General features: G+C 55.4%; 16 protein-coding genes. 13 read left to right on the forward strand and 3 right to left on the reverse strand.

The window, feature by feature from the left end:
* Positions 1 to 42: 42 nt before the first annotated feature.
* The 4 genes from odhB (at position 43) to dld (ending at position 6,072) form a co-directional block, all read left to right on the forward strand.
* A complete protein-coding gene (gene odhB / locus Abin_RS05225; RefSeq protein ID WP_048845305.1) occupies positions 43 to 1,275 on the forward strand; it encodes a 2-oxoglutarate dehydrogenase complex dihydrolipoyllysine-residue succinyltransferase in 1,233 nt (410 codons plus the stop codon).
* A gap of 76 nt (positions 1,276 to 1,351) precedes the next feature.
* Entirely contained in the window at positions 1,352 to 3,103 is a 1,752-nt protein-coding gene (gene lpdA, locus Abin_RS05230) for a dihydrolipoyl dehydrogenase (RefSeq protein ID WP_048845485.1), read from the forward strand.
* A 64-nt stretch (positions 3,104 to 3,167) separates the two neighbouring features.
* Positions 3,168 to 4,184 (forward strand): L,D-transpeptidase, encoded by a 1,017-nt coding sequence (locus Abin_RS05235; protein ID WP_048845306.1) that lies wholly within the window; start codon positions 3,168 to 3,170, stop codon positions 4,182 to 4,184.
* A gap of 169 nt (positions 4,185 to 4,353) precedes the next feature.
* A complete protein-coding gene (gene dld, locus Abin_RS05240) occupies positions 4,354 to 6,072 on the forward strand; it encodes a D-lactate dehydrogenase (RefSeq protein ID WP_048845307.1) in 1,719 nt (572 codons plus the stop codon).
* Positions 6,073 to 6,214: 142 nt separating this feature from the next.
* On the opposite strand, the gene Abin_RS05245 is transcribed toward dld, so the two are convergent.
* Entirely contained in the window at positions 6,215 to 6,601 is a 387-nt protein-coding gene (locus Abin_RS05245) for a DUF3597 domain-containing protein (RefSeq protein ID WP_048845308.1), read from the reverse strand.
* 424 nt (positions 6,602 to 7,025) lie between these two features.
* The gene (ahcY, locus tag Abin_RS05250) at positions 7,026 to 8,315 is read right to left on the reverse strand and encodes an adenosylhomocysteinase (protein WP_048845309.1); all 1,290 of its coding nucleotides are present in this window, start codon (positions 8,313 to 8,315) and stop codon (positions 7,026 to 7,028) included.
* 175 nt (positions 8,316 to 8,490) lie between these two features.
* Here ahcY and Abin_RS05255 point away from each other — a divergent pair, with 175 nt between their 5' ends.
* The 3 genes from Abin_RS05255 (at position 8,491) to Abin_RS05265 (ending at position 11,488) form a co-directional block, all read left to right on the forward strand.
* Positions 8,491 to 9,192 carry a lysophospholipid acyltransferase family protein gene (locus Abin_RS05255; protein ID WP_048845486.1) on the forward strand — a complete coding sequence of 234 codons (702 nt, stop codon included), beginning with the start codon at positions 8,491 to 8,493 and terminating at the stop codon, positions 9,190 to 9,192.
* 441 nt (positions 9,193 to 9,633) lie between these two features.
* On the forward strand, positions 9,634 to 10,323 hold the full coding sequence (locus Abin_RS05260) for a class I SAM-dependent methyltransferase (protein WP_048845310.1): 690 nt from the start codon (positions 9,634 to 9,636) through the stop codon (positions 10,321 to 10,323).
* Between the two features lie 49 nt (positions 10,324 to 10,372).
* Positions 10,373 to 11,488: a DUF2125 domain-containing protein gene (locus tag Abin_RS05265; protein WP_048845311.1), complete on the forward strand. Its 1,116-nt coding sequence runs from the start codon at positions 10,373 to 10,375 to the stop codon at positions 11,486 to 11,488.
* 260 nt (positions 11,489 to 11,748) lie between these two features.
* Here the strand turns inward: Abin_RS05265 and gloB are convergent, their stop codons facing one another.
* Positions 11,749 to 12,474, reverse strand: a complete 726-nt coding sequence (gloB, locus tag Abin_RS05270) for a hydroxyacylglutathione hydrolase (RefSeq protein ID WP_048845312.1) — start codon at positions 12,472 to 12,474, stop codon at positions 11,749 to 11,751.
* 86 nt (positions 12,475 to 12,560) lie between these two features.
* On the opposite strand from gloB, the gene Abin_RS05275 reads away from it, so the two are divergent.
* From Abin_RS05275 to Abin_RS05300, 6 genes are all read left to right on the forward strand, one after another.
* Positions 12,561 to 13,304, forward strand: a complete 744-nt coding sequence (locus Abin_RS05275) for a class I SAM-dependent methyltransferase (protein WP_170237843.1) — start codon at positions 12,561 to 12,563, stop codon at positions 13,302 to 13,304.
* Positions 13,305 to 13,537: 233 nt separating this feature from the next.
* The gene (locus Abin_RS05280; protein WP_146867615.1) at positions 13,538 to 15,202 is read left to right on the forward strand and encodes a hypothetical protein; all 1,665 of its coding nucleotides are present in this window, start codon (positions 13,538 to 13,540) and stop codon (positions 15,200 to 15,202) included.
* A complete protein-coding gene (locus Abin_RS05285) occupies positions 15,199 to 16,218 on the forward strand; it encodes a hypothetical protein (RefSeq protein ID WP_052948167.1) in 1,020 nt (339 codons plus the stop codon). The genes Abin_RS05280 and Abin_RS05285 overlap by 4 nt, the downstream gene beginning before the upstream one ends.
* On the forward strand, positions 16,215 to 16,877 hold the full coding sequence (locus tag Abin_RS05290) for a hypothetical protein (RefSeq protein ID WP_255319252.1): 663 nt from the start codon (positions 16,215 to 16,217) through the stop codon (positions 16,875 to 16,877). The genes Abin_RS05285 and Abin_RS05290 overlap by 4 nt, the downstream gene beginning before the upstream one ends.
* Complete coding sequence (locus tag Abin_RS05295; RefSeq protein ID WP_048845315.1) at positions 16,877 to 17,998, forward strand: hypothetical protein; 1,122 nt, start codon at positions 16,877 to 16,879, stop codon at positions 17,996 to 17,998. Before Abin_RS05290 ends, Abin_RS05295 begins: the two co-directional genes overlap by 1 nt.
* Positions 17,935 to 19,500 (forward strand): hydrogenase large subunit, encoded by a 1,566-nt coding sequence (locus Abin_RS05300; RefSeq protein ID WP_255319253.1) that lies wholly within the window; start codon positions 17,935 to 17,937, stop codon positions 19,498 to 19,500. The genes Abin_RS05295 and Abin_RS05300 overlap by 64 nt, the downstream gene beginning before the upstream one ends.
* Positions 19,501 to 19,506: the final 6 nt, after the last annotated feature.

Consider the following 19,506-nt stretch of genomic DNA (forward strand, 5'->3'; position numbering starts at 1 on the left):
GAGTTTCTGCCGGGCCATGTTTGAAGGAAATGGGGATAGAGGATGTCAGTCGAGATCAAGGTGCCGACACTGGGCGAAAGCGTAACAACAGCCACCATCGCGAAATGGCTTAAAAAAGCCGGTGACACTGTTGCTGCGGATGAACCGATTGTTGAGCTTGAAACAGACAAGGTCAGCGTTGAAGTGTCTGCACCACAGGCCGGTGTGCTGGGTGCCGAAGTGGCGAAAGAAGGCGATGAAGTGGAAGTCGGTGCACTGTTGACCACGCTTGAACCCGGCGCGGGGGCTCCGAAATCTGCAGCCAAATCAGCCCCGGCTGAAAAGCCTGCCGAAAAGAAGGCTGCTCCGGCAACGGCTCCGGCCCCAGCGGCAAAACAGGCAGCCCCTGAAGTTGACGCTGCTGCTGCACTGCCAGCCGCCCGTAAGCTGATGACTGAAAACAACCTGAGCGCCGAGCAGGTTGGTACAGGCACAGGTCTGAATGGTCGTATCACCAAGGGCGACGTTCTGGGCTTCCTGTCACAGCCACAGGCGACCCAGCCTGCTGCAGCCCCCAAAGCTGCACGCAATGATGACCCGCGTGAAGAACGTGTGAAGATGACGCGTCTGCGCCGCACCATTGCACGCCGTCTGAAAGATGCGCAGAACACCGCTGCTATTCTGACAACGTTCAATGAAGTTGATCTGTCTGGCGCTATGGCCATGCGTGCGGAGTATCAGGAATCCTTCGTTAAGAAACATGGTGTGAAGCTGGGCTTTATGTCCATTTTCTCACGCGCAGTTATTGCCGCGCTGAAGGAATTCCCTGCGATCAATGCCGAAATTGATGGTGATGATGTCATTTATCGTGACTTCGTAAACCTTGGTATTGCTGTGGGTGGGCCAAACGGTCTGGTTGTGCCGGTTATCAAAAATGCCGACACAATGGGGTATGCCGAAATTGAAAAAACCATTGCAGGTTTTGGTAAGGCAGCCCGTGAAGGCACCCTGAAGATTGATGATCTGGCTGGTGGTACCTTCTCTATCACCAACGGCGGGATCTATGGGTCCCTGCTGTCCACACCAATTCTGAATGCGCCGCAGTCTGGTATTCTGGGCATGCACTCCATTCAGGAACGTCCGGTGGCTGTCAATGGTCAGGTCGTTATTCGCCCCATGATGTATATTGCCTTGTCTTATGACCATCGGATTGTGGATGGTAAGGAAGCGGTCAGCTTCCTGGTGCGGATCAAACAGAATGTCGAAGACCCCCGTCGTCTTCTGATTGACGTCTGAGAGCACGGAACGGGCCGGGCGCGTTGTCCGGCCTCTTCTTTTTCATCTGACCCTGAACGCTAGCGAGACGAAATTCATGCCGATTGAGATCAAAGTTCCTTCTCTGGGAGAAAGTGTTACCACCGCCACAGTAGGGAAATGGCTGAAGCAGCCGGGTGATGCGGTCAAGGCGGATGAACCGATTGTTGAACTTGAGACTGACAAGGTCAGTGTAGAAGTGCCTTCTCCGGCTGATGGGCGTCTTGAAAACCATGCCGTTGCGGAAGGCGATGAAGTGGATGTTGGCGCAGTGCTGGCAACCCTTGAAAAAGGCGCGGCTGGCAAATCAGGCGCAGCCAAAGCAGCCCCGGCCAAGCCGGCTGCAAAAACGGATGCAAAGCCAGAAGATGCGCCTAAGGCTGCTCCGAAAGCTGCTGCTCCGGCTGCTGATGTTCCTGCCAACACGGATTATGATATTGTTGTCATCGGTGCTGGCCCTGGCGGGTATGTGTGCGCAATTCGGGCCGCACAGCTTGGTTTCAAGGTTGCCTGCGTTGAAAAACGTGCGACACTGGGCGGCACCTGTTTGAATGTTGGGTGTATCCCATCAAAAGCGCTGTTGCAGTCTTCTGAAAACTATCATGCTGCTGGCCACGATTTTGCATCGCATGGTGTGATTATTGATAGCGTGAAGCTTGACCTTGCTAAAATGCAGGCGCGCAAGGCCGATATCGTTGGTGCCAACGTGAAAGGGGTCGAATACCTCTTTAAGAAAAACGGTATCACCTGGCTGAAAGGCCACGGAAAGGTTGAAGGCACAGGCCGCCTTACGGTTGATGGCAAGCCAGTTACGGCAAAGCACATCATCATTGCCGCAGGGAGTGACAGTGCAAACCTGCCGGGCATTGAAATTGATGAGAAAGTGATTGTCACCTCAACAGGTGCGCTTGAACTTTCCGCTGTGCCAAAGCGCCTTGTTGTTATTGGCGGCGGCGTGATTGGTCTGGAACTGGGCAGTGTCTGGGGCCGTCTGGGCGCGGATGTGACCGTGGTTGAATTCCTGGACCGTCTGGTGCCGGGTACCGATAACGAAGTTGCAACCCAGTTCCAGAAACTGCTGACCAAGCAGGGCTTCAAGATGAAGCTGGGTCATAAAGTGACCAAGGCTGAAAAAACCAAGAGCGGTGTGGTGCTGACGGTTGAGCCTTCTGCTGGTGGGCAGGCTGAAACGCTGGAAGCAGATGTTGTTCTGGTTGCCGTGGGGCGTACAGCCGCCAGCAAGAACATGGGGCTGGAAGAAGCCGGGGTTGAGCTGGACAAACGTGGCCGTGTGGTTACGGACGCCCACTTTGCAACCTCTGTTCCCGGCGTTTACGCAATTGGGGATGTTATCGCAGGCCCAATGCTGGCCCACAAAGCGGAAGAAGAAGGCGTGGCACTGGCAGAAATTCTGGCAGGGCAGGCAGGTCATGTGAACTATGACGCCATTCCGGGCGTGATTTATACATGGCCAGAAGTCGCGTCTGTTGGCTTCACTGAAGAACAACTGAAAGAAAAAGGCACCGAATACAAAATCGGTAAATTTCCTTTCATGGCAAATGGTCGCGCTCGTGCACTGGGCATGACAGATGGATTCGTGAAGGTCTTGGCCTGCAAGAAAACAGATCGTGTTCTGGGTGTGCATATTATTGGCCCATGCGCGGGTGAGCTGATTGCAGAAGCCACAATGGCCATTGAATTTGGCGCATCTGCTGAAGATATTGGCCGCGTTTGCCACGCCCACCCGACACTGAGCGAAGCTGTTAAAGAAGCGGCGCTGGGTGCGGATGGTCGTTCGTTGAATATTTGAAGATTTCCTTCTTCCCTGAAGGAATGCCATAATCTTCTGGCATGAACGACAGGAGACTTATGGCGTGCAGGGAGTAAACCGTCCGACACTGTTTTTGCTGGCGGGCAGTTTGCTCCTTACGCCAGGTAGCACATGGGCTGCGGCGCAGGAGACTGCCCCACAGCCTGTGACGGCAACCGCACCCCCCGATGCACAGCCTAAACCACCGGCTACGAATGCTGATCAGGAAGGTGCTCCTTCCCCAACATTGCCGCCTGTTTCTGTGCCGGTTCCCGTTGATTATCCCCCTTTACCCGTGCTGTCTGAAGCAGATGCCCGTGAAGAAGCGACCCGTCTGAACAGTGCATTTCGGCATGAAGTGCCTGTTGCGCTGAAAGTGCCGACGGTGCGTAAAGAAGCGTGGATTGCGCTGGCGCAAAAACAGCTTGAGCAGGCGTCTTTTCTGCTTGATCGCCCACAGGTCATTATTGTGGTTGATCGGAACCCTGCCGTGCAGCGTCTGTGTCTGATGCTGGCCATCCCCAACAGTTCAGACTGGCAGGTTATTGGCAGCACAAAAGTTTCCACCGGCACAACAGGCCGCAAATTCTATTACATCACGCCGACGGGGGTTTTTGAAAACACGGCTGATATTCTGGGATACCGGGCGCTGGGCACCAAGAATGAAAATGGCATCATGGGCAATGGTGTCAAAGGCATGCGGGTTTGGGATTTCGGGTGGCAGTGGGCTGAAAAAGGCTGGCTACCATCGCGCGAAAAAGGGCAGATCCGGCTTGAAATGCATGCGACAGACCCGGTTTATCTTGAAAGCCGGCTGGGCCACACAGCGTCTGAAGGATGTATCCGTATTCCAGCTTCGCTCAATGTGTTCATAGACAAACACGGCTTGATTGATGCGGCATATGAACAGGCTGCCGCTGTTGATATTCGCTACCGTGCGCTGCTGCGTAAAGACCGTACCCCGTCTTCTCTGGCTGGCAGTGCTGTGGTGGTGGTTGATACGTCAGATATGCCCGAGGTCATGAACGTCAATACGGCAGATGCCAAAGCAGTGACGCACAAGACGGCCAGAAACGGGTAAATTTTCTTTTAGTGTAAGTGAATAATGCGGGATGAGTGCAGTATGCGGGGCATAGTTCCGCTAAGCTGGCATCAGGCATCCCGTCCTGTTGGTGGCGCGGTACTGCCAAGGCGTTATAACATTAATCAACAATGAAACAGCCGATGCCTGAAGCGGAGACTCTTTTTTCATGACACAAACACTGCCCCAAGGTGACCAGTCTTTGCTGGCCAGCCTGAAGACGATTGTTGGCACACACCACGTTCTGACCAGTGAGGCTGAAACGTACCGGTTTCGGCACGGCTTCCGCTTTGGGGCAGGGAATGTGCTGGCGGTTGTGCAGCCGGGCAGTCTGGTTGAACTCTGGCGGGTGTCTCAGGCCTGTGCGCAGGCTGGCAAGATTATCATCATGCAAGCGGCTAATACGGGCCTGACCGGGGGCTCCACCCCCGACGGCAATGATTATGACCGTGAGATTGTGCTGATCAGCACTTTGCGTCTGACCGGTATTCATCTGATTGGTGAAGGCAAGCAGGTTGTGTGTTTGCCGGGTGCCACGCTGTATGAACTGGAAAGCAAACTTGCCGCCATAGGGCGTGAACCTCATTCCGTTATTGGGTCTTCCTGCATCGGGGCGTCCGTGCTGGGGGGTATTAGCAATAACTCCGGCGGGGCGTTGGTGCAGCGTGGGCCTGCTTATACCGAAATGGCGGTCTTCGGGCAGGTGGGTGAAGACGGCGTTCTGCGTTTGGTCAACCATCTGGGTATTCAGTTGGGTGATGACCCCGAAGCTATCCTGGGTAAGCTGGAAGCTGGTACATTCAGTGACGCTGATATTAACTGGGATGCCGGCCGTGGCCATGACGGCAACTATATCAGCCATATCCGGGAAGTGGATGCAGATACTCCCGCACGGTATAATGCAGACCCCGGTCGCTGGTATGAAGCCGCAGGGTGTGCGGGCAAACTGGTGGTGTTTGCTGTGCGTCTGGATACGTTTCCGGCAAATAAAAACCCGTCAGTTTTCTACATTGGCACCAACAGCACGGATGAGCTGGAAGATCTGCGCCGTCATGTGCTGACAGCGTTTGATGAACTGCCGATTGCTGGTGAATATATCCATCGCGACGCCTTCAATATTGCCGAGAAATACGGCAAAGATACTTTCGCAATTATCCGGAAATTTGGCACGGCGTTCCTGCCCAAGATGTTTGCCATGAAATCCCGGTTTGATATCTTCACCAAGAAGTTCGGCTTTCTGCCTGAAAATCTGAGTGACCGGATTATGCAGGCGCTGAGCGTATTTATCCCAACCCAGCTTCCCAAACGGATGCTGGATTACCGTGATAAATTCGAACATCATCTGATGCTCAAGGTTTCCGCGTCTCTTACGGCCCCGATGCGGGCTTATCTGACGGAATATTTTGGCAGAGTATCAGGCGACTTCTTCGAATGCACACCCGACGAAGGCACGCGTGCCTTCCTGCATCGTTTTGCTGCGGCTGGTGCAGCAATCCGCTATCGTGCCGTTCATCATAAGGAAGCGGATGATATCGTGGCGCTGGATGTTGCGCTGCGTCGTAATGACCGGGAGTGGTTTGAAAAACTACCCAAGGACATTGAAGACAAAATTATTGTCAAACTCTATTACGGCCATTTCCTGTGCCATGTGATGCATCAGGATTACGTGGTGAAGAAGGGTTATAACGCCATTGCAGTTGAACACAGCATGTTACCTGGCCTTGACCAGCGTGGGGCACGTTACCCGGCAGAACATAACGTCGGCCACCTGTATCAGGCTCCTGATGATATGCTGGCCCACTATCGCAGCCTTGACCCGTGCAACTGCTTTAACCCCGGTATCGGTCAGGCAACAAAGAAGAAGAACTGGGTGGCTGAAAGCGTTTGATAATGATGGGGCTGTTCATCTAACTGACGGGTGAACATTATAGCTATTAAAGAAAAAGCGTGTCGGGGCGAACCCGGCACGCTTTTTTTGTTCCAGACGGAATAGCTTGCCTTGGTGGAAAGGCTATTCCGCTTTGGGCTGATTACAGACCAGCAGGAACCTTACCGCCGTTTTCAGCCAGCTTCTGACGGACTTCTTTGATCAGCCAGATGTTCATGGTGGCAGAGTCATTGGTGTCACCTGTGTAACCCAGTTCGCTAGCCAGCTTCTTGCGGGCATCCAGTGAGCTGTCGAGGCCGAGGAGCTTCAGCAGGTCAACAATGGATTCTTTCCAGTTCAGGTTCTGACCGTTCTTGGCAGCCATGTCTGTCAGGACGGCGTCAACATCAACCGGGGTAGCCGGGGCAGCAGCGGCTGCGGCCGGAGCAGCGGCATCTGGTGTGGCAGACGCAGCGCCAGCGGTGGTGTCAGGCGTGGCTGCTTTTGCATGGTGAAAGATTGAGGAAAGAATGGAGCCGAAAATGCTCATGCTAAAGTTTCCTTCTACAATAGTGGGCAGGCTGCACTGTAAGAAAACAATGCTGTAAAAGCCCGTCCCTATACCGCTGCAAGCATACAACAGGGGAGAAGGTTGCCTAGAGTGCTTGCTGAAATGAAAAAATTAACTTTTTTTAATCAATTTCATTGTGAAATATGTCATGAACACATCAATAACCAGCATTATTTCATGATGATTTCAAACCAATACCATATTTGCGCCATCAATCGGAGAGCGCACTCTGAAATGCAGGAGTAGGCCGCATAGCTGGGCACCCTAAAACAGAGCCGTAAAGGCTAGAGGGCGCGTTTCAACGCACAAAAAAGGCGCTGATTATCGATGCATCTGCACCATAACCAACGCCTTTTTGAAAAACTTTAGCAGAGCCCTGTTTGCCAGAACTCTGCGTCAGATTTTAGTAACGGTATTCTTCATGCTTGAACGGGCCGTTAACCGGCACGTCAATGTAGTCAGCCTGTTTCTGGCTCATCTTGCTCAACTGAGCACCAACTTTGGCCAGATGCAGGGCGGCAACCTTTTCGTCCAGCTTCTTCGGCAGGGTGTAGACTTTAACGTCATACTTGCCTTCAGGCGCTGTCCACAGTTCGATCTGGGCCAGTGTCTGGTTGGTGAAGGAAGCAGACATCACGAAAGACGGGTGGCCTGTGGCGTTACCAAGGTTCACCAGACGGCCTTCGGACAGGACGATCAGACGCTTGCCATCAGGGAAGACAACTTCATCAACCTGCGGTTTGATGTTGTCCCACGTGAAGTTGCGCAGGCCGCCAATCTGAATTTCAGAATCGAAGTGGCCGATGTTGCACACGATTGCGCGGTTTTTCATGGCGCGCATGTGGTCAACGGTAATCACGTCCACGTTGCCGGTTGCTGTCACGAAGATATCGCCGCGGGGGGCTGCTTCTTCCATGGTGACAACTTCATAGCCTTCCATAGCGGCCTGAAGAGCGCAGATCGGGTCAACTTCCGTAACCAGAACGCGGCAGCCAGCGTTACGCAGGGAAGCAGCAGAACCTTTACCCACGTCACCATAACCTGCAACCACGGCAACTTTACCGGCCATCATTACGTCTGTGCCACGGCGAATGGCGTCAACCAGACTTTCGCGGCAGCCATACAGGTTGTCGAACTTGGATTTGGTAACGCTGTCATTCACGTTGATGGCCGGAACCTTCAGCGTGCCTTTTTTCTGCATTTCCCACAGGCGGTGCACGCCCGTTGTGGTTTCTTCAGACAGGCCCTTAACGTTCTTCAGCAGTTCCGGATACTGGTCATGCATCATGACCGTCAGGTCACCACCGTCGTCCAGAATCATGTTCGGGGTCCAGCCATCGGGGCCCTGAATGGTCTGCTCAATGCACCAGTTGAATTCGTCTTCCGTCAGGCCCTTCCAGGCGAACACGGGAATACCGGCAGCAGCAATGGCAGCCGCTGCGTGATCCTGCGTGGAGAAAATGTTGCAGGAAGACCAGCGCACGGTTGCGCCCAGTGCAACCAGCGTTTCAATCAGAACAGCGGTCTGAATGGTCATGTGCAGGCAGCCTGCAATGCGCGCACCCTTCAGCGGCTGGCTGGCACCATATTCCTCACGCAGTGCCATCAGGCCCGGCATTTCGCCTTCTGCGATTGAAATTTCCTTGCGGCCCCAGTCTGCCAGAGAGAGGTCTTTAACCTTGTAGTCGCTCATGTCGGTCCTGTTCTTCCTGTCGAAATCGAGCGTTTATATACAGACAGGGGGCCGTGCAGACCAGATATAACCCGCATGTCTTGTGCTTAAAGCTGGCCTGCGGGTTGCAAGATGCGCGGTTTTCTGGTCTCCACAGGGCAGTCTGAACCTGAAAATATGGTGGTCTGGCGCGGTTATGGCTGTGTTTCGTTCTGTCCTGTTCAATGTTCTGGCGTTTCTGCTCACACTGATTATGGGGGTAGGGGCGTTTCCGGTGCGGTGGTTCGCGCATGGTCTGGCCCTGCCTTACGCAAAACTTTGGTCACGCTTGGTGCTTGACCTGTTTCGCGCCATCTGTGGGGTGGAAATACGGATTACGGGGCAGGAGCATGTCGCGGGCGCTGGCCCGAAACTGATAGCCTCCCAGCATCAGTCGGCTTTTGATACCCTGATCTGGATGCTGCTGGTGCCGCAGCCTTCCTATGTCATGAAGGGGGAATTGCGCCGTATTCCTCTTCTGGGGCCAATGCTGATTTTAACTGGCATGATGCCCATAGACCGTGCGGACGGGGCAAAGGCATTGCGTCTTTTGCTGCGTGAAACCGATACTGCTGTTCAGGCTGGCAAACAGATTATCATCTTCCCGGAAGGCACCCGCACGGCACCCGGAGAACACGTTGCGCTGAAACCCGGAATTGCTGCGATGGCAGCCCATAGTGGCTTGCCTGTGGTACCAGTCGCGACAAATTCTGGCCTGTTCTGGGGGCGAAATGCGTTTTTCAAGCGATCAGGCGTGCTGCATATTGCAATTGGCACCCCCATTGACGCCCCCAACCGCAAGGTTCTGCTTCCGCGGATTGAGGGCGCCTGGCGGGATCTGGAAAAAACGTTTCACTGAATTCTAATCCTGTTGGTCAAGAAATCAGCAGGGTAAAAGTGCGCTTATACCCTGTTTCTCCTGTGGATAAGTGTGTGGATTTTTAGAGTTTGCGTGAAATACTTTGCCCTGAAGCCTCGCGTATTTAAGGCGTTATTTAAACAGAACTGTCACATATGGTTCGATCTGTTTTTGCTTTTCGCATGATGAATTTCAAAAACTGATTGCATAACAATGGGTTTCTATAAATCAAAATATGTATTTTTTGTGACGAATATTATAAACTTCATGGATTTTCCACGAGTCTGCTAACCAGTGTAGGCAATCAGACTATTGTGGACAAAAACAGGTGTGCTCAAAACTACTGCACAGGCCATGCGTTGAAAGAGCAGGCTTCCAGACGTTGAGACAACGTGAAAAGCAGGTAATATATTCGGGATAACTTCAACAGAGCTTTGTTTGATGCCGCAGATGACACCAGCCGTGCCTTTACCGCAATTTCTGCTTCGCAACGCGCGTATTGTGCCGAACAGAGATGATATCCTGCCACTTCTGCCCCGCCATGCTGTTATTGCTGAAGTTGGTGTCATGACAGGGGATTTCTCCCAAAAAATCCTGACAGTTTGCCAGCCAAAGACATTTTACGCGCTGGATCTGTTCGACATCCATAATCTTCCCATGGTCTGGGGGCAGCCGACAGCCGATCTTTTCACCAACAAGACTCATCTGGATTTCTATAAACATCGTTTTGCGGCGGAAATTGCGGCTGGTCGCGTGAATGTTCTGCCCGGTGACAGTGCGGCGATGCTGGAGCAACTGCCAGATAACAGTCTGGATGTCGTGTATCTGGATGCCGATCATCGATATGAAGCGGTTGAAAGAGAGCTGGAAATATGCAGCCGCAAGCTTAAGCCGCATACGGGGCTGATTGTGCTGAATGACTACATCATGACAGATGGCGGGGGCCCTTATGGTGTTATTCAGGCAGCCCACGAATTCATGCTGAAATACGGGTGGGAAATGGTGGTCTTCGCCCTGCAAGAATATATGTATTGCGATATTGTTATTCGCAAACTGCCTGCCAGCCGGTCCCGCCGTATTGCGCAACGGTTGGCATTGCAACTGGGCTATAAGGGGCTGGGTCGTTTTTAAGTTAGACAGATCTGTTCTGAAACCCGCCATAGCCTGCTTAATTGGAGGAATGATTCTTGATACTGCGTGCTGGTGGGGCGGCGTCCGGTATCTTGACGTGCGACTGGCAAAGGTTGAGGCCGAAACCGGCTGTCAGATTTCAAGCCAGCACCACCACAAGGGCGGATGGCCAATCGCGGCTCGTCTAACGCTTTCTTTACCCGTGATGATATGCCCTGCTGGTTCCAACTCCCGCGTGGTCTTTGCCTCCGATAGGATGCGAGTGGAGGGTGTTCCGTGGGCTCCCGCATCAGTGCGGCTCTGGCTGGAAGGGAGCCAGTCGATAGGACAGACAGCGTCAGATAATACGTTCCGTCTGCTTGCCAAGCGCGACGGTGCCCCCTTTGGTCTTTTTCTGCCGCTCGGATCGCAAAATGGTCAGGGTGTCGTAAAATTCCAGTCGGCTTTTGCCCATTTTCAAGCGCAACTGGGCATAGCCTCGCGTTACCCCGTTACGGTCAAAAATCTGTCTGGCCGTATAGTCTGGAACAGGCGGGCTACAGATCAGGCAAGTGCTCTGGCGATCAGCGCATCTGCGGATCAGGCAAGAGTGGCTCCTATGGCCGATAGCCTCAGCCAAGTTTCAGTGGTAGTTTCTGTGCCCGGCCCATTTCCACAAGCAAATGTCATGGCATTGTTGGGTGCCGTGCTCTTGCCTGATCTTGCGCATAATAAAGGGGAGGTCGATGACCAGTCAGACGCCGTTACACAAAAACAGGTAAATCCTCCGTCCATTCTGGTGCAGAAATTAGCAGCCCGATGGCGTGGGGTTGATTTTTCGTGGTCGGCACGCCTGCTGGCTGCACAAACAGGCCTGACGGGCGAAAGCTGGTTGACCCTGACCAACTGGCGCACGCTGCTGAAAACGCTGGCAGATGATAAAACACTTACTCCACAACAAACGGTGTTTCTAAACAGGTTGTCAGACGAACTGTCTCAGAGATTTTCGCAATTTGATGGCCCATTTGCGTTTCCGCTTCCGGTCCGAAAGGGTAGCATCATGCTGGGTGGTGTCTCTGGAACGGCATTGCTGGGGGTTCTGCGATCAGGCCAGCCGTCTTCGGCTCTATTTCCCGTCTTTCAACGGGGCGATAGGGCTCTGTCGGGTGCGTCACCCGCGCCGTGAGATGGCCTTACTCAGAACGCTCCAGCCCTGTTTTATTGACCGCGCTTGTCCTGCATCTACCCCGTCAACGCGATGATAGATTTCTGAACAATAACGCCTTCATAAATCTCTCGCACCAGGAGGTTCGGCTAGTTGCACCGTAACCGCACGCGTGAGATGCCCAATCCTCAAAAAACCAAGCATCTGCACAGCATGATAGTGCAAGGAAAAAAGGAGGGAGAGACCAATTCGCTCCCCTACATCCTTAGCCTATGGGGCAGTTAGAAAGTGTCTTTTGCCAGCCTTAATGCTGCAAGGGCTTTGACTGTGCCAGCACGCAGGAACGGGTTTGTTGCGCGCTCTAGTCCCAACGAGGAAGGAACGGTAGGCATCCCTTTGGCTCTTAAATGACGCACGTCTTCAGCACGTTTCTGTAGGGCTGCGTTGTCTGGCGTTGCATGCAGGGCAAATGCCGCGTTTGACTGGGTATATTCATGCCCGCAATACACCAAAGTTGTGTCTGGCAGCGTGTCGAACCGATGCAGGGTGTGGAACATTTGTTCTGCTGTGCCTTCAAAAAGGCGACCGCAACCCAGACTGAACAGGGTATCTCCGCAGAATAAGGTGGGCGGGTCAGAAAAATAGAACGCAATATGCCCGCTTGTGTGGCCGGGCACGGCAATGACGTTGCCAACGGACGCTCCGACCATCAGTGTGTCATTGTCTTTTAGGGGAATATCAAGATCAGGCATCCGGTGCTGTTCGGCAGCAGGGCCAGCAACTTTTGCGCCATAGCGCGCCCGCAAAGCCGTGCTGCCACCGATATGGTCAGCGTGATGATGGGTGAGCAGAATAAGATCAAGCCTGCCGCCTTCTTTCTCAATCACTGCTTCAATAGGGGCTGCGTCTCCGGGGTCCACGACCGCAATGGTGCCTGTTTCTTCGTCGCGCAACAGCCACGCGTAGTTGTCTGACAAAACCGGAATGGCACGGGTATGAAGCGGCATGGGCGGGGTCTCCCGTTTTTTAAGGTAATGCCGATACATGGCATCTTGGGGGAAGGTCATGATAGACAGGAGATATGCAGACTGTCATGCAGCCCGATATCACAGATTTTTATAACTCCCATGAAGGCGCTGTCTGCGCTGCGTTGATTCGTGAGCGGCTGCAATGGTTCTGGCCAGATCTGCGGCGGCAGTCGGTGCTGGGGGTTGGGTTCGCGCAGCCTTATCTTAGCGCGTGGCGCGGGCGTGGCGCTCTGTGCGTATCGGCCATCCTGCCAAGCCAGATCATGCCAATGCAAGATACCGCCGCGTCGGACGGTTTTTCGGTCTTTTCAAGGGAAGATCGCTGCTGCGTGGTCGATGCCCAGCATCTTCCTTTCTGTGACGAAATGTTTGATCGTGTGCTGGTGGTTCATGCGCTTGAAAATGCGGAACAGGCCGTGACTCTGCTACGCGCTGCCAGCCGTGTGTTGCGCGATGATGGACGTATTCTACTGATTGTCCCAAACAAAATCGGTGGGCGATTACGCCAGAAAAACACACCTTTTGCACGCGATGCCCGGTTTACCCGTAACGGATTGAAAGCCGTTCTGGGCCGGGCCATGCTGCATATGGAAAGACGGGACGAAGCCTGTTTTCTGCCAGTTTTACGGGGGTACAGCACATTGGAGCGCGGCCGGGCGTCTGATATTGCCGGAAAAGTCTTTTGCCCCGGTCTCGGCAGTCTGATGTTGGTTGAAGCGGTTAAGGACGTTCATGCCGCATTACCCCTACCGGTTACGGCCAAGCGCTCATGGTTTCGTAAATCCGTGGTCGCCACGCAGGAATTTTAGACGTTTTCTGCCGCCTGCCGGTATTCCTGCCACAAAGTCCGTGCAAAGGCGCAAGTTGGGCGTTGCCACACGGCGGCGTGCATGGTGTTATCCGCCAGTTTTTTAATAAAGACCGCTTTCTCCGGGCTTAAAGTCAGGGGGCGGATGTTGTGTAAGGCAGGACAGGGCCAATTCTTACATCCTTTCTTCTTTGCAGCCTGCTGGTGTTACTGGTGTGTGCAGGTGTTCTGTCTGTGCTTCCCGATCGGCTTTTGCGACAGGTTGCTCCCTGGCGGCCAGAAATACTGGCTGTGCTATGGGGGGGTATTGGCCTGTTGGCTGTTGTCGGGGCCAGCTTGCGTGTCGAAGGCGGTGTGAGTTGGTTTCCAGTCTTCGGCATGGATGGGCCGACACTTCCCATGCTTGTTCTGCTGGCCTTTACGGGCGGCGTCATAGGTAAAGGGTATCGCGGGCTGGCTTGTGTTCTCACTGGTCTTGCTTTTCTAGCGCTTTCGCCATTGGTTTTTGGTCTGTTGTCCGGGACGGCTCTGGTCATGCTGGCAGATCACGGACGGCAGGGAGTGTGCCTTCCGGCCGCAATTATTCCCGCCTGTATTCCTGCCGACAGCCCGCTTTCTCCACCTGCATTGTGCTTTATGGTGCTGCTGCTTGGCTGGGCGGTTTCCAGCCAGAAGGGGCCGCAGGCGCTGCTGCCTGCTGGCATCGGTCTGTTTCTGCTGGGGCGGTTGCTGGCAGAAGTAGGCGTTCTTTCTCCCATTGATCAGGGATTGCTGCTGCTCAGTGGTGGGGTTGTTGCATTAAGCGGCGGTGTGCAGGCGCTTCGAGTATCCTCGGCCAGTGGGGTAGCCAGCGGCCTGACAAGTGCGGGCTTTGGCGCACAGGTGCTGCTGCTAACACTGGCTCTTTCTACGTCTTTGGAAGGCGCGGAACAGTTTCGTACGGCTACCTTACTGGGTATGGGAGCACCATTTCTGGCTCTGCTGGCATTGCTCTGGTTGTGCAAAAGTGAAGCAACTGACACGGACACGGCTGGCCAGCCGTTTTTTTCATCCGGCAGTCTGGTTGTTTCCTCTGTTGCCGGAAGAATGGCGTTGTCGGCAGCGCTTCTGATGCTGTCTGGTTTGCCGCCGCTGGGTGGTTTTTCTGTTTTATGGTGTCTGCTGACTGCGGGTGAACTCGCGGCTGTGGGGGCTCAGCCAGTGCAGGCCTTGTGCACTATTCTGGTTCTGGTCTGCTCTGCCCTGCTTATGGTGCTCGGCCTGTTTGGCCTGATGCGGATTGGGCTGGAGGCTCTGGCTCCGTCACGGAAAGACGATGGTGTTATGCCGCAGGCGGCAAATGCCATGCTGGTGTTGCCCTCCGTCGTGTGTCTGGCCGTAGCCGCCGGCGTTGCCCTTTTGCCCGGCGGCTGGCTGGCATTGGTTGACCATTTGTTTGTGGGCACGTCTTCGCGTGATTTTACGTGGGCCAAAGTCGCAACCGTCTGGTTTGTTGATACCGCGGTCAGCTTCACCCCAGCTTTCTGTGTCTTGGCGCTGAGTGTGTGTGTCGGGGCGGTTGTGGGTGTAGGGCGAGTGCTCCGCCTGTATCCGTTCAGCCATGGCACGGCTGTGCGGGCGGAATGGTGTGACGGCGCCCCGGTTCTGACACGCGCGGGTGAGAGTGTGGCTGAAACAGAAGAGTCATCAGCCCAGATTTGGAGGATGCTCACGGTTTTCCTTGGGCTTGATGGTAAGAACTTGGCCGAATGGCCGGTGGTCGAAAAAACGCAGGCCGGAGGGCATTACCTGCAAGGTCTGTTGTTCAAAGGGGTTGCCTGGTGTGAAGCACAGGGAATGGTTCTCATTCTGCTCTTTTTGGGGGCAGGACTGTTTCTGGGGCTGTTTGCAGGCAAATGACACACGTAACCACACCAACGCCCCTGACGTGGGGATGGATTAGCCTTTCGATCCTGATGCTGGCTTTTCAAACAGCTTTGATGCTGGCTACAGCCCCGTTCTTCAGTGGGTGGGTTGACCGATTGGGTGGCCGCCTGACAGGGCAGAACCGCTATCGGTCGTCAGGCCGATGGCAGGAGATACGGCATCAATTTGTCCGGCCCGGCTATTTTGTTGCAGGCGACAGACTCAGCAGCCTTGGCTGCCGCAGCGGGTTTGTTCTGTCTGTTCTGGCTGCGGGCATGGTGCCTGTTTTTGCGTTGCTGCCTGCAGGGTTCCCGGCACCGGGGTTGTTGCTTGTCTGTGCTGTGCTGGTGGGTGCCTCACTGCTTCTTTGCCTGCCTTTGCTGGTTCAGCGACGGCATATGGTGCAGAACGCGTATATGGCCCTTATGGCAGAAAGCCTGTTGCTGCCAGCGCTGGTGCCCGTGTTGGTTATGGTGGGTGGGCAAGACCTTTCAGCCTTTCTGGCGCATGTGCGCAGTCTGTCGCCGTTGGGCAGCGGGGCCCCATTTGTGCTGATGGGTGTGGCCCTGTTTGCCGCTGCCGCATGGCGCGGACGGCAGGCGGGAGAAACTTCGGTCTGCCCTCTATCGGGGGCAGATCGTGGCCTGTGGTTACTGGCAACAGATATCGTGTTGCTGTGCTGGGTCACGCTGGCGGGCGATGTGGCATGGGCTGGGTGTCTGGCGCTCCCGTCTGACGGTACGGTTGAAACGTGGCTGATGGAATGCCTGCAAGGCGGCAGCGCATGGCTTCTGAAATTGGTGGTAGCGGCAAGTCTTCTGGCGGTTACGCAGTTAATGGTGCTTCCGTTGCCCCGCCGCGCCCGTGTCCGTCTGGCGTCTGTGTTTCTGTTAGGGTTGCTGGCGTGGCAAGCGGCTTATCCAAGCCTTGCTCCTGCCGCAGTACAGGATAAAACAGCCTCCATTCAGGTTCAGGATCCTGCGTTGGGAGAAGAAGGGACACCCCAGTGACACTTGCTGCCATTCTGGCCCCTTTGCTGGCTTTGTGTGTTGTGGCCCGTGGGATGGGGTTTCTGCCTGCGTTAGGCGTGGTGACGGCCATTGCCATTTTGGTTGATGGTCTGGAGCCGTTGCAACAGGTTGGCGCGGGTTTGGTGTTGGTGTTTTCCATCGGGCCAGCGTGGTTTCTTAGCTATTATCAACATGACGGCGTGCAGGAACGGGGTGGCCCCGCTGTACCCTTTCTGGCGCTTGGCCTGATGGTTGTACTGCTGCTGGCCAGTGCCCGTTCGGGCTCGGCTGCCTTTCCGGCTGGCCTTTGTGTGGTGTTGGCCGGACTGGTGGCTGTTACGTGCCGCCATGCCATGGTGTGGCAGTGGGCGGGCCTGCTGACCTGCATCAACGGAATTATGCTGGCGGGTGTTGTTGAAAAACAGATTATGGTGGTTGGGGTCACGGCTCTGGCCGGGTGCGTCATTGCCCTGTTGGGTGGCATGTGTGTGCATCGCGTCATGCCCCGTATTGCTGTAGTGCGGGCACCTGGCCGCGATGGCGATAAGAAAAAAGGCAAAAAACACAAATCATCCCAATCTGAGACGGGTTCTACGGGTGCGCCTCGTCCGGATTATGTGCCAAAGCCGCCTCTAGCCGATGCCGAGAGTGAGGCCTGATGACCATTCCCGTTTTTCTGGCTGCTTTAGCATTTGCGTGGCCGTTACTTGGGGCCGCTGTGGTCATGAGCGTCTCGACACCCCGTAGTCGCGACGTTGCTGTCTGGATGGCAGGCATAGGTTGTCTTCTGGCTTTGGCGGTTTTTCTTTTCCCCGCAACCGGGGCGGTCGCCACGGGTTGGGATGATGACCCGGTGCAACGGGCGGGCCGTGTCATGCTGGCCTGTGGCCTGTTGCTGACCGTGTTGGAAAGCCGGGATATGGCTGACCGGTTTCTTCGGGGGCTGCCACATGTTTCAACGGCGCTGGCCGGTCTGGCATGTGTTGCGCCAGACCCTGTTATCGGTCTGGGTATTCTTGAAGCCTCACTCGCCTACGGCGTGTTTGTGTTCAGCCGCCCCGCCGGGCAGGCGCGGGCAGGGTGGGCGCTGGTACGTACGGGGTCTGTTGGTATTTTTCTGGTTCTGGCAGGGCTTCTTTTGCCCGTTGGCTCACCCTCCGCAGGGCTGATGATGGCCTGTGGCATTGTCATGCTGGCGGGTTTGACGCCGTTTGGGCAGCCTTGGCGGGCAGAAAACGATACTTTCCTGTTTCTCCCGTTTGCCGGTGCGGCACTGTTACTCGCAATGCGGCTACGCGTACATGGTGGTGAGGCGTTCGATAACGCGCTGGTTGCCGCTGGTTTGGCATCGGTATGGTTGACTGCCTGTGCTGGCCGTTCAGATGATGGCATGCGCTTGTTCCGTACGTTCCCTTCGGCGCTGGCGCTGATTGCTGTTGGGGCACAGGCGGATGTAGCGGCGTTGCTGTTCCTGTGCGGCTGGTGTCTGGCAGGGGGCAGCCGTTCTGGTAGGTCTTGGGCGGCGCGGGCGTTGGCCTGCTTTCCGCCGGGTGCGCCTTTTGTGGGGTGCCTTTTGCTTTTATCCATGATGAGCGACTGGTCATGGATTTTCACCGTGCTGACGGTTGCCGGGATTCTGTGTGCCGTGGTGCGTGCAGTCCCTGCTGGTGGCTTTGGCCGGGATATCTGGCCGGATGATGTTGCTGGCCGTATGGCGTGCTCCGTTTTGGTTTTGACCGGATTTCTGGTGCCGCTGGCCATGATGTTGGGAGCATTCTGATGGATGCCGAAGCCCATATCCGCGCAGGCGCGGAAACGGAAACACCGTGGCGCTACCGGCTGGATGAACTGGCATGGCGCGATCTTGTCGATGGGCTAAAGCAGTCTCATCTGCCGTTTGTTGGGGTGTGGTGTGACGGCGTGGATGTTCACGCCTTGTTTTTACCCCACGGGGTTCAGCCTCTGGCTGCCACGCTGGCACTGGAGGACGGGCGTTACCCGGCTTTGTCACCCGCACGGGCAGTCTCCAGCCTGTATGAACGCATGATATTTGACCTGTATGGGGCCGAGGCTATGTGGGCCACGGATGTTCGACCTCTGGTTGACCATGAGGTCTGGTCGAACACGACCCCATTAGCAGCGTCCCCCGGCCCGGCAGGTGGCCATAAGGGGATGATAGCGTTCCAGCCATCTGACGCATGGGCCGCAGAGACGGTAGGCGTCATGACCGGAATTGGCCCCGCTACGGGGGCCAGAGAAACACCGCTGCACACGGCCCTGGTGCTTGATGGGGAGACGATTACAAGGGCTGAAACACTCAGCGGCTATGCCCATAGGGGACTCACGCAGCGGTGGAAAAATAGCCGCGTTGATGATGCCTGTCGGTTAAGCGGACGTGTCGTAGCTGGGTGCTCTGCTGCGCATCAGGTTGCCTTCTGTCAGGCGGTCGAGGCTGCATGCGGTGAAACCATAGGGCATGAAGTCGCCCAACTCCGCGTTGTCTTGCTGGAGTTGGAGCGCTGCTTACAGCATCTCTACACCTTGGGAGGGCTGGCGCGGGAAGCCGGGGCTCTGTTGGTCTCTTCCCGCTGCATGTGGTTTCGGGAACAAATCCTGACAGAAACCGCGCCCGTGATTGGGTCTCGTCTGTTGATGGACCATTGCGTACCGGGTGGTGTGAACCTGCGCGCTGCAACTGAAATTGGTACGCTCTGCACCCGCATTGCTGAACTGGGCGAGGAAATTTACCCGACACTGGTGGAGCTCTGGCAAGGGTATGCCGGTCTTGCAGGGCGGATGGCTGGTGTCGGTGTGGTGAATAGCGCTGTATTGGAGCAGGTAGGGCTGGATGGTCCGGTTGCCCGCGCAGGCGGAGGAGATTGTGACTGCCGACGCGATTTGCGGATGTATGATGGGTTGTGGCGTTTTACGGCAGGCCGCCATGATGGCAGCGTAGAAGACCGAGCCGCCGTGTTGCTGGATGAGATAGGCGAAAGCCTGCGCATGTTGACCGAACTGGGCCCCCGCCTTGGCCTGACAGCCGGTGGCCGTATTGACCTGACCTACCCCGACGGTGAGGGTGTCGGCATGGCGGAAGGCCCATGGGGCACTATTCTTTACTGGGTCAGATTGCAGAATGGGCGTGTTGATCAGGTCTTTATGCGCGACCCGTCAGCATCTGCATTGCTGGCCTACGAGGCGGCGCTCCCCGGTCAGGCTGTGGCGGATATCGGGTTGATCCGGGCATCGCTAGGTGTCAACGCAGCCGCGCTGGATGGGTAAATCATG

Source organism: Acetobacter indonesiensis (genome assembly GCF_000963945.1).
In the GTDB taxonomy this organism is placed as follows: domain Bacteria; phylum Pseudomonadota; class Alphaproteobacteria; order Acetobacterales; family Acetobacteraceae; genus Acetobacter; species Acetobacter indonesiensis.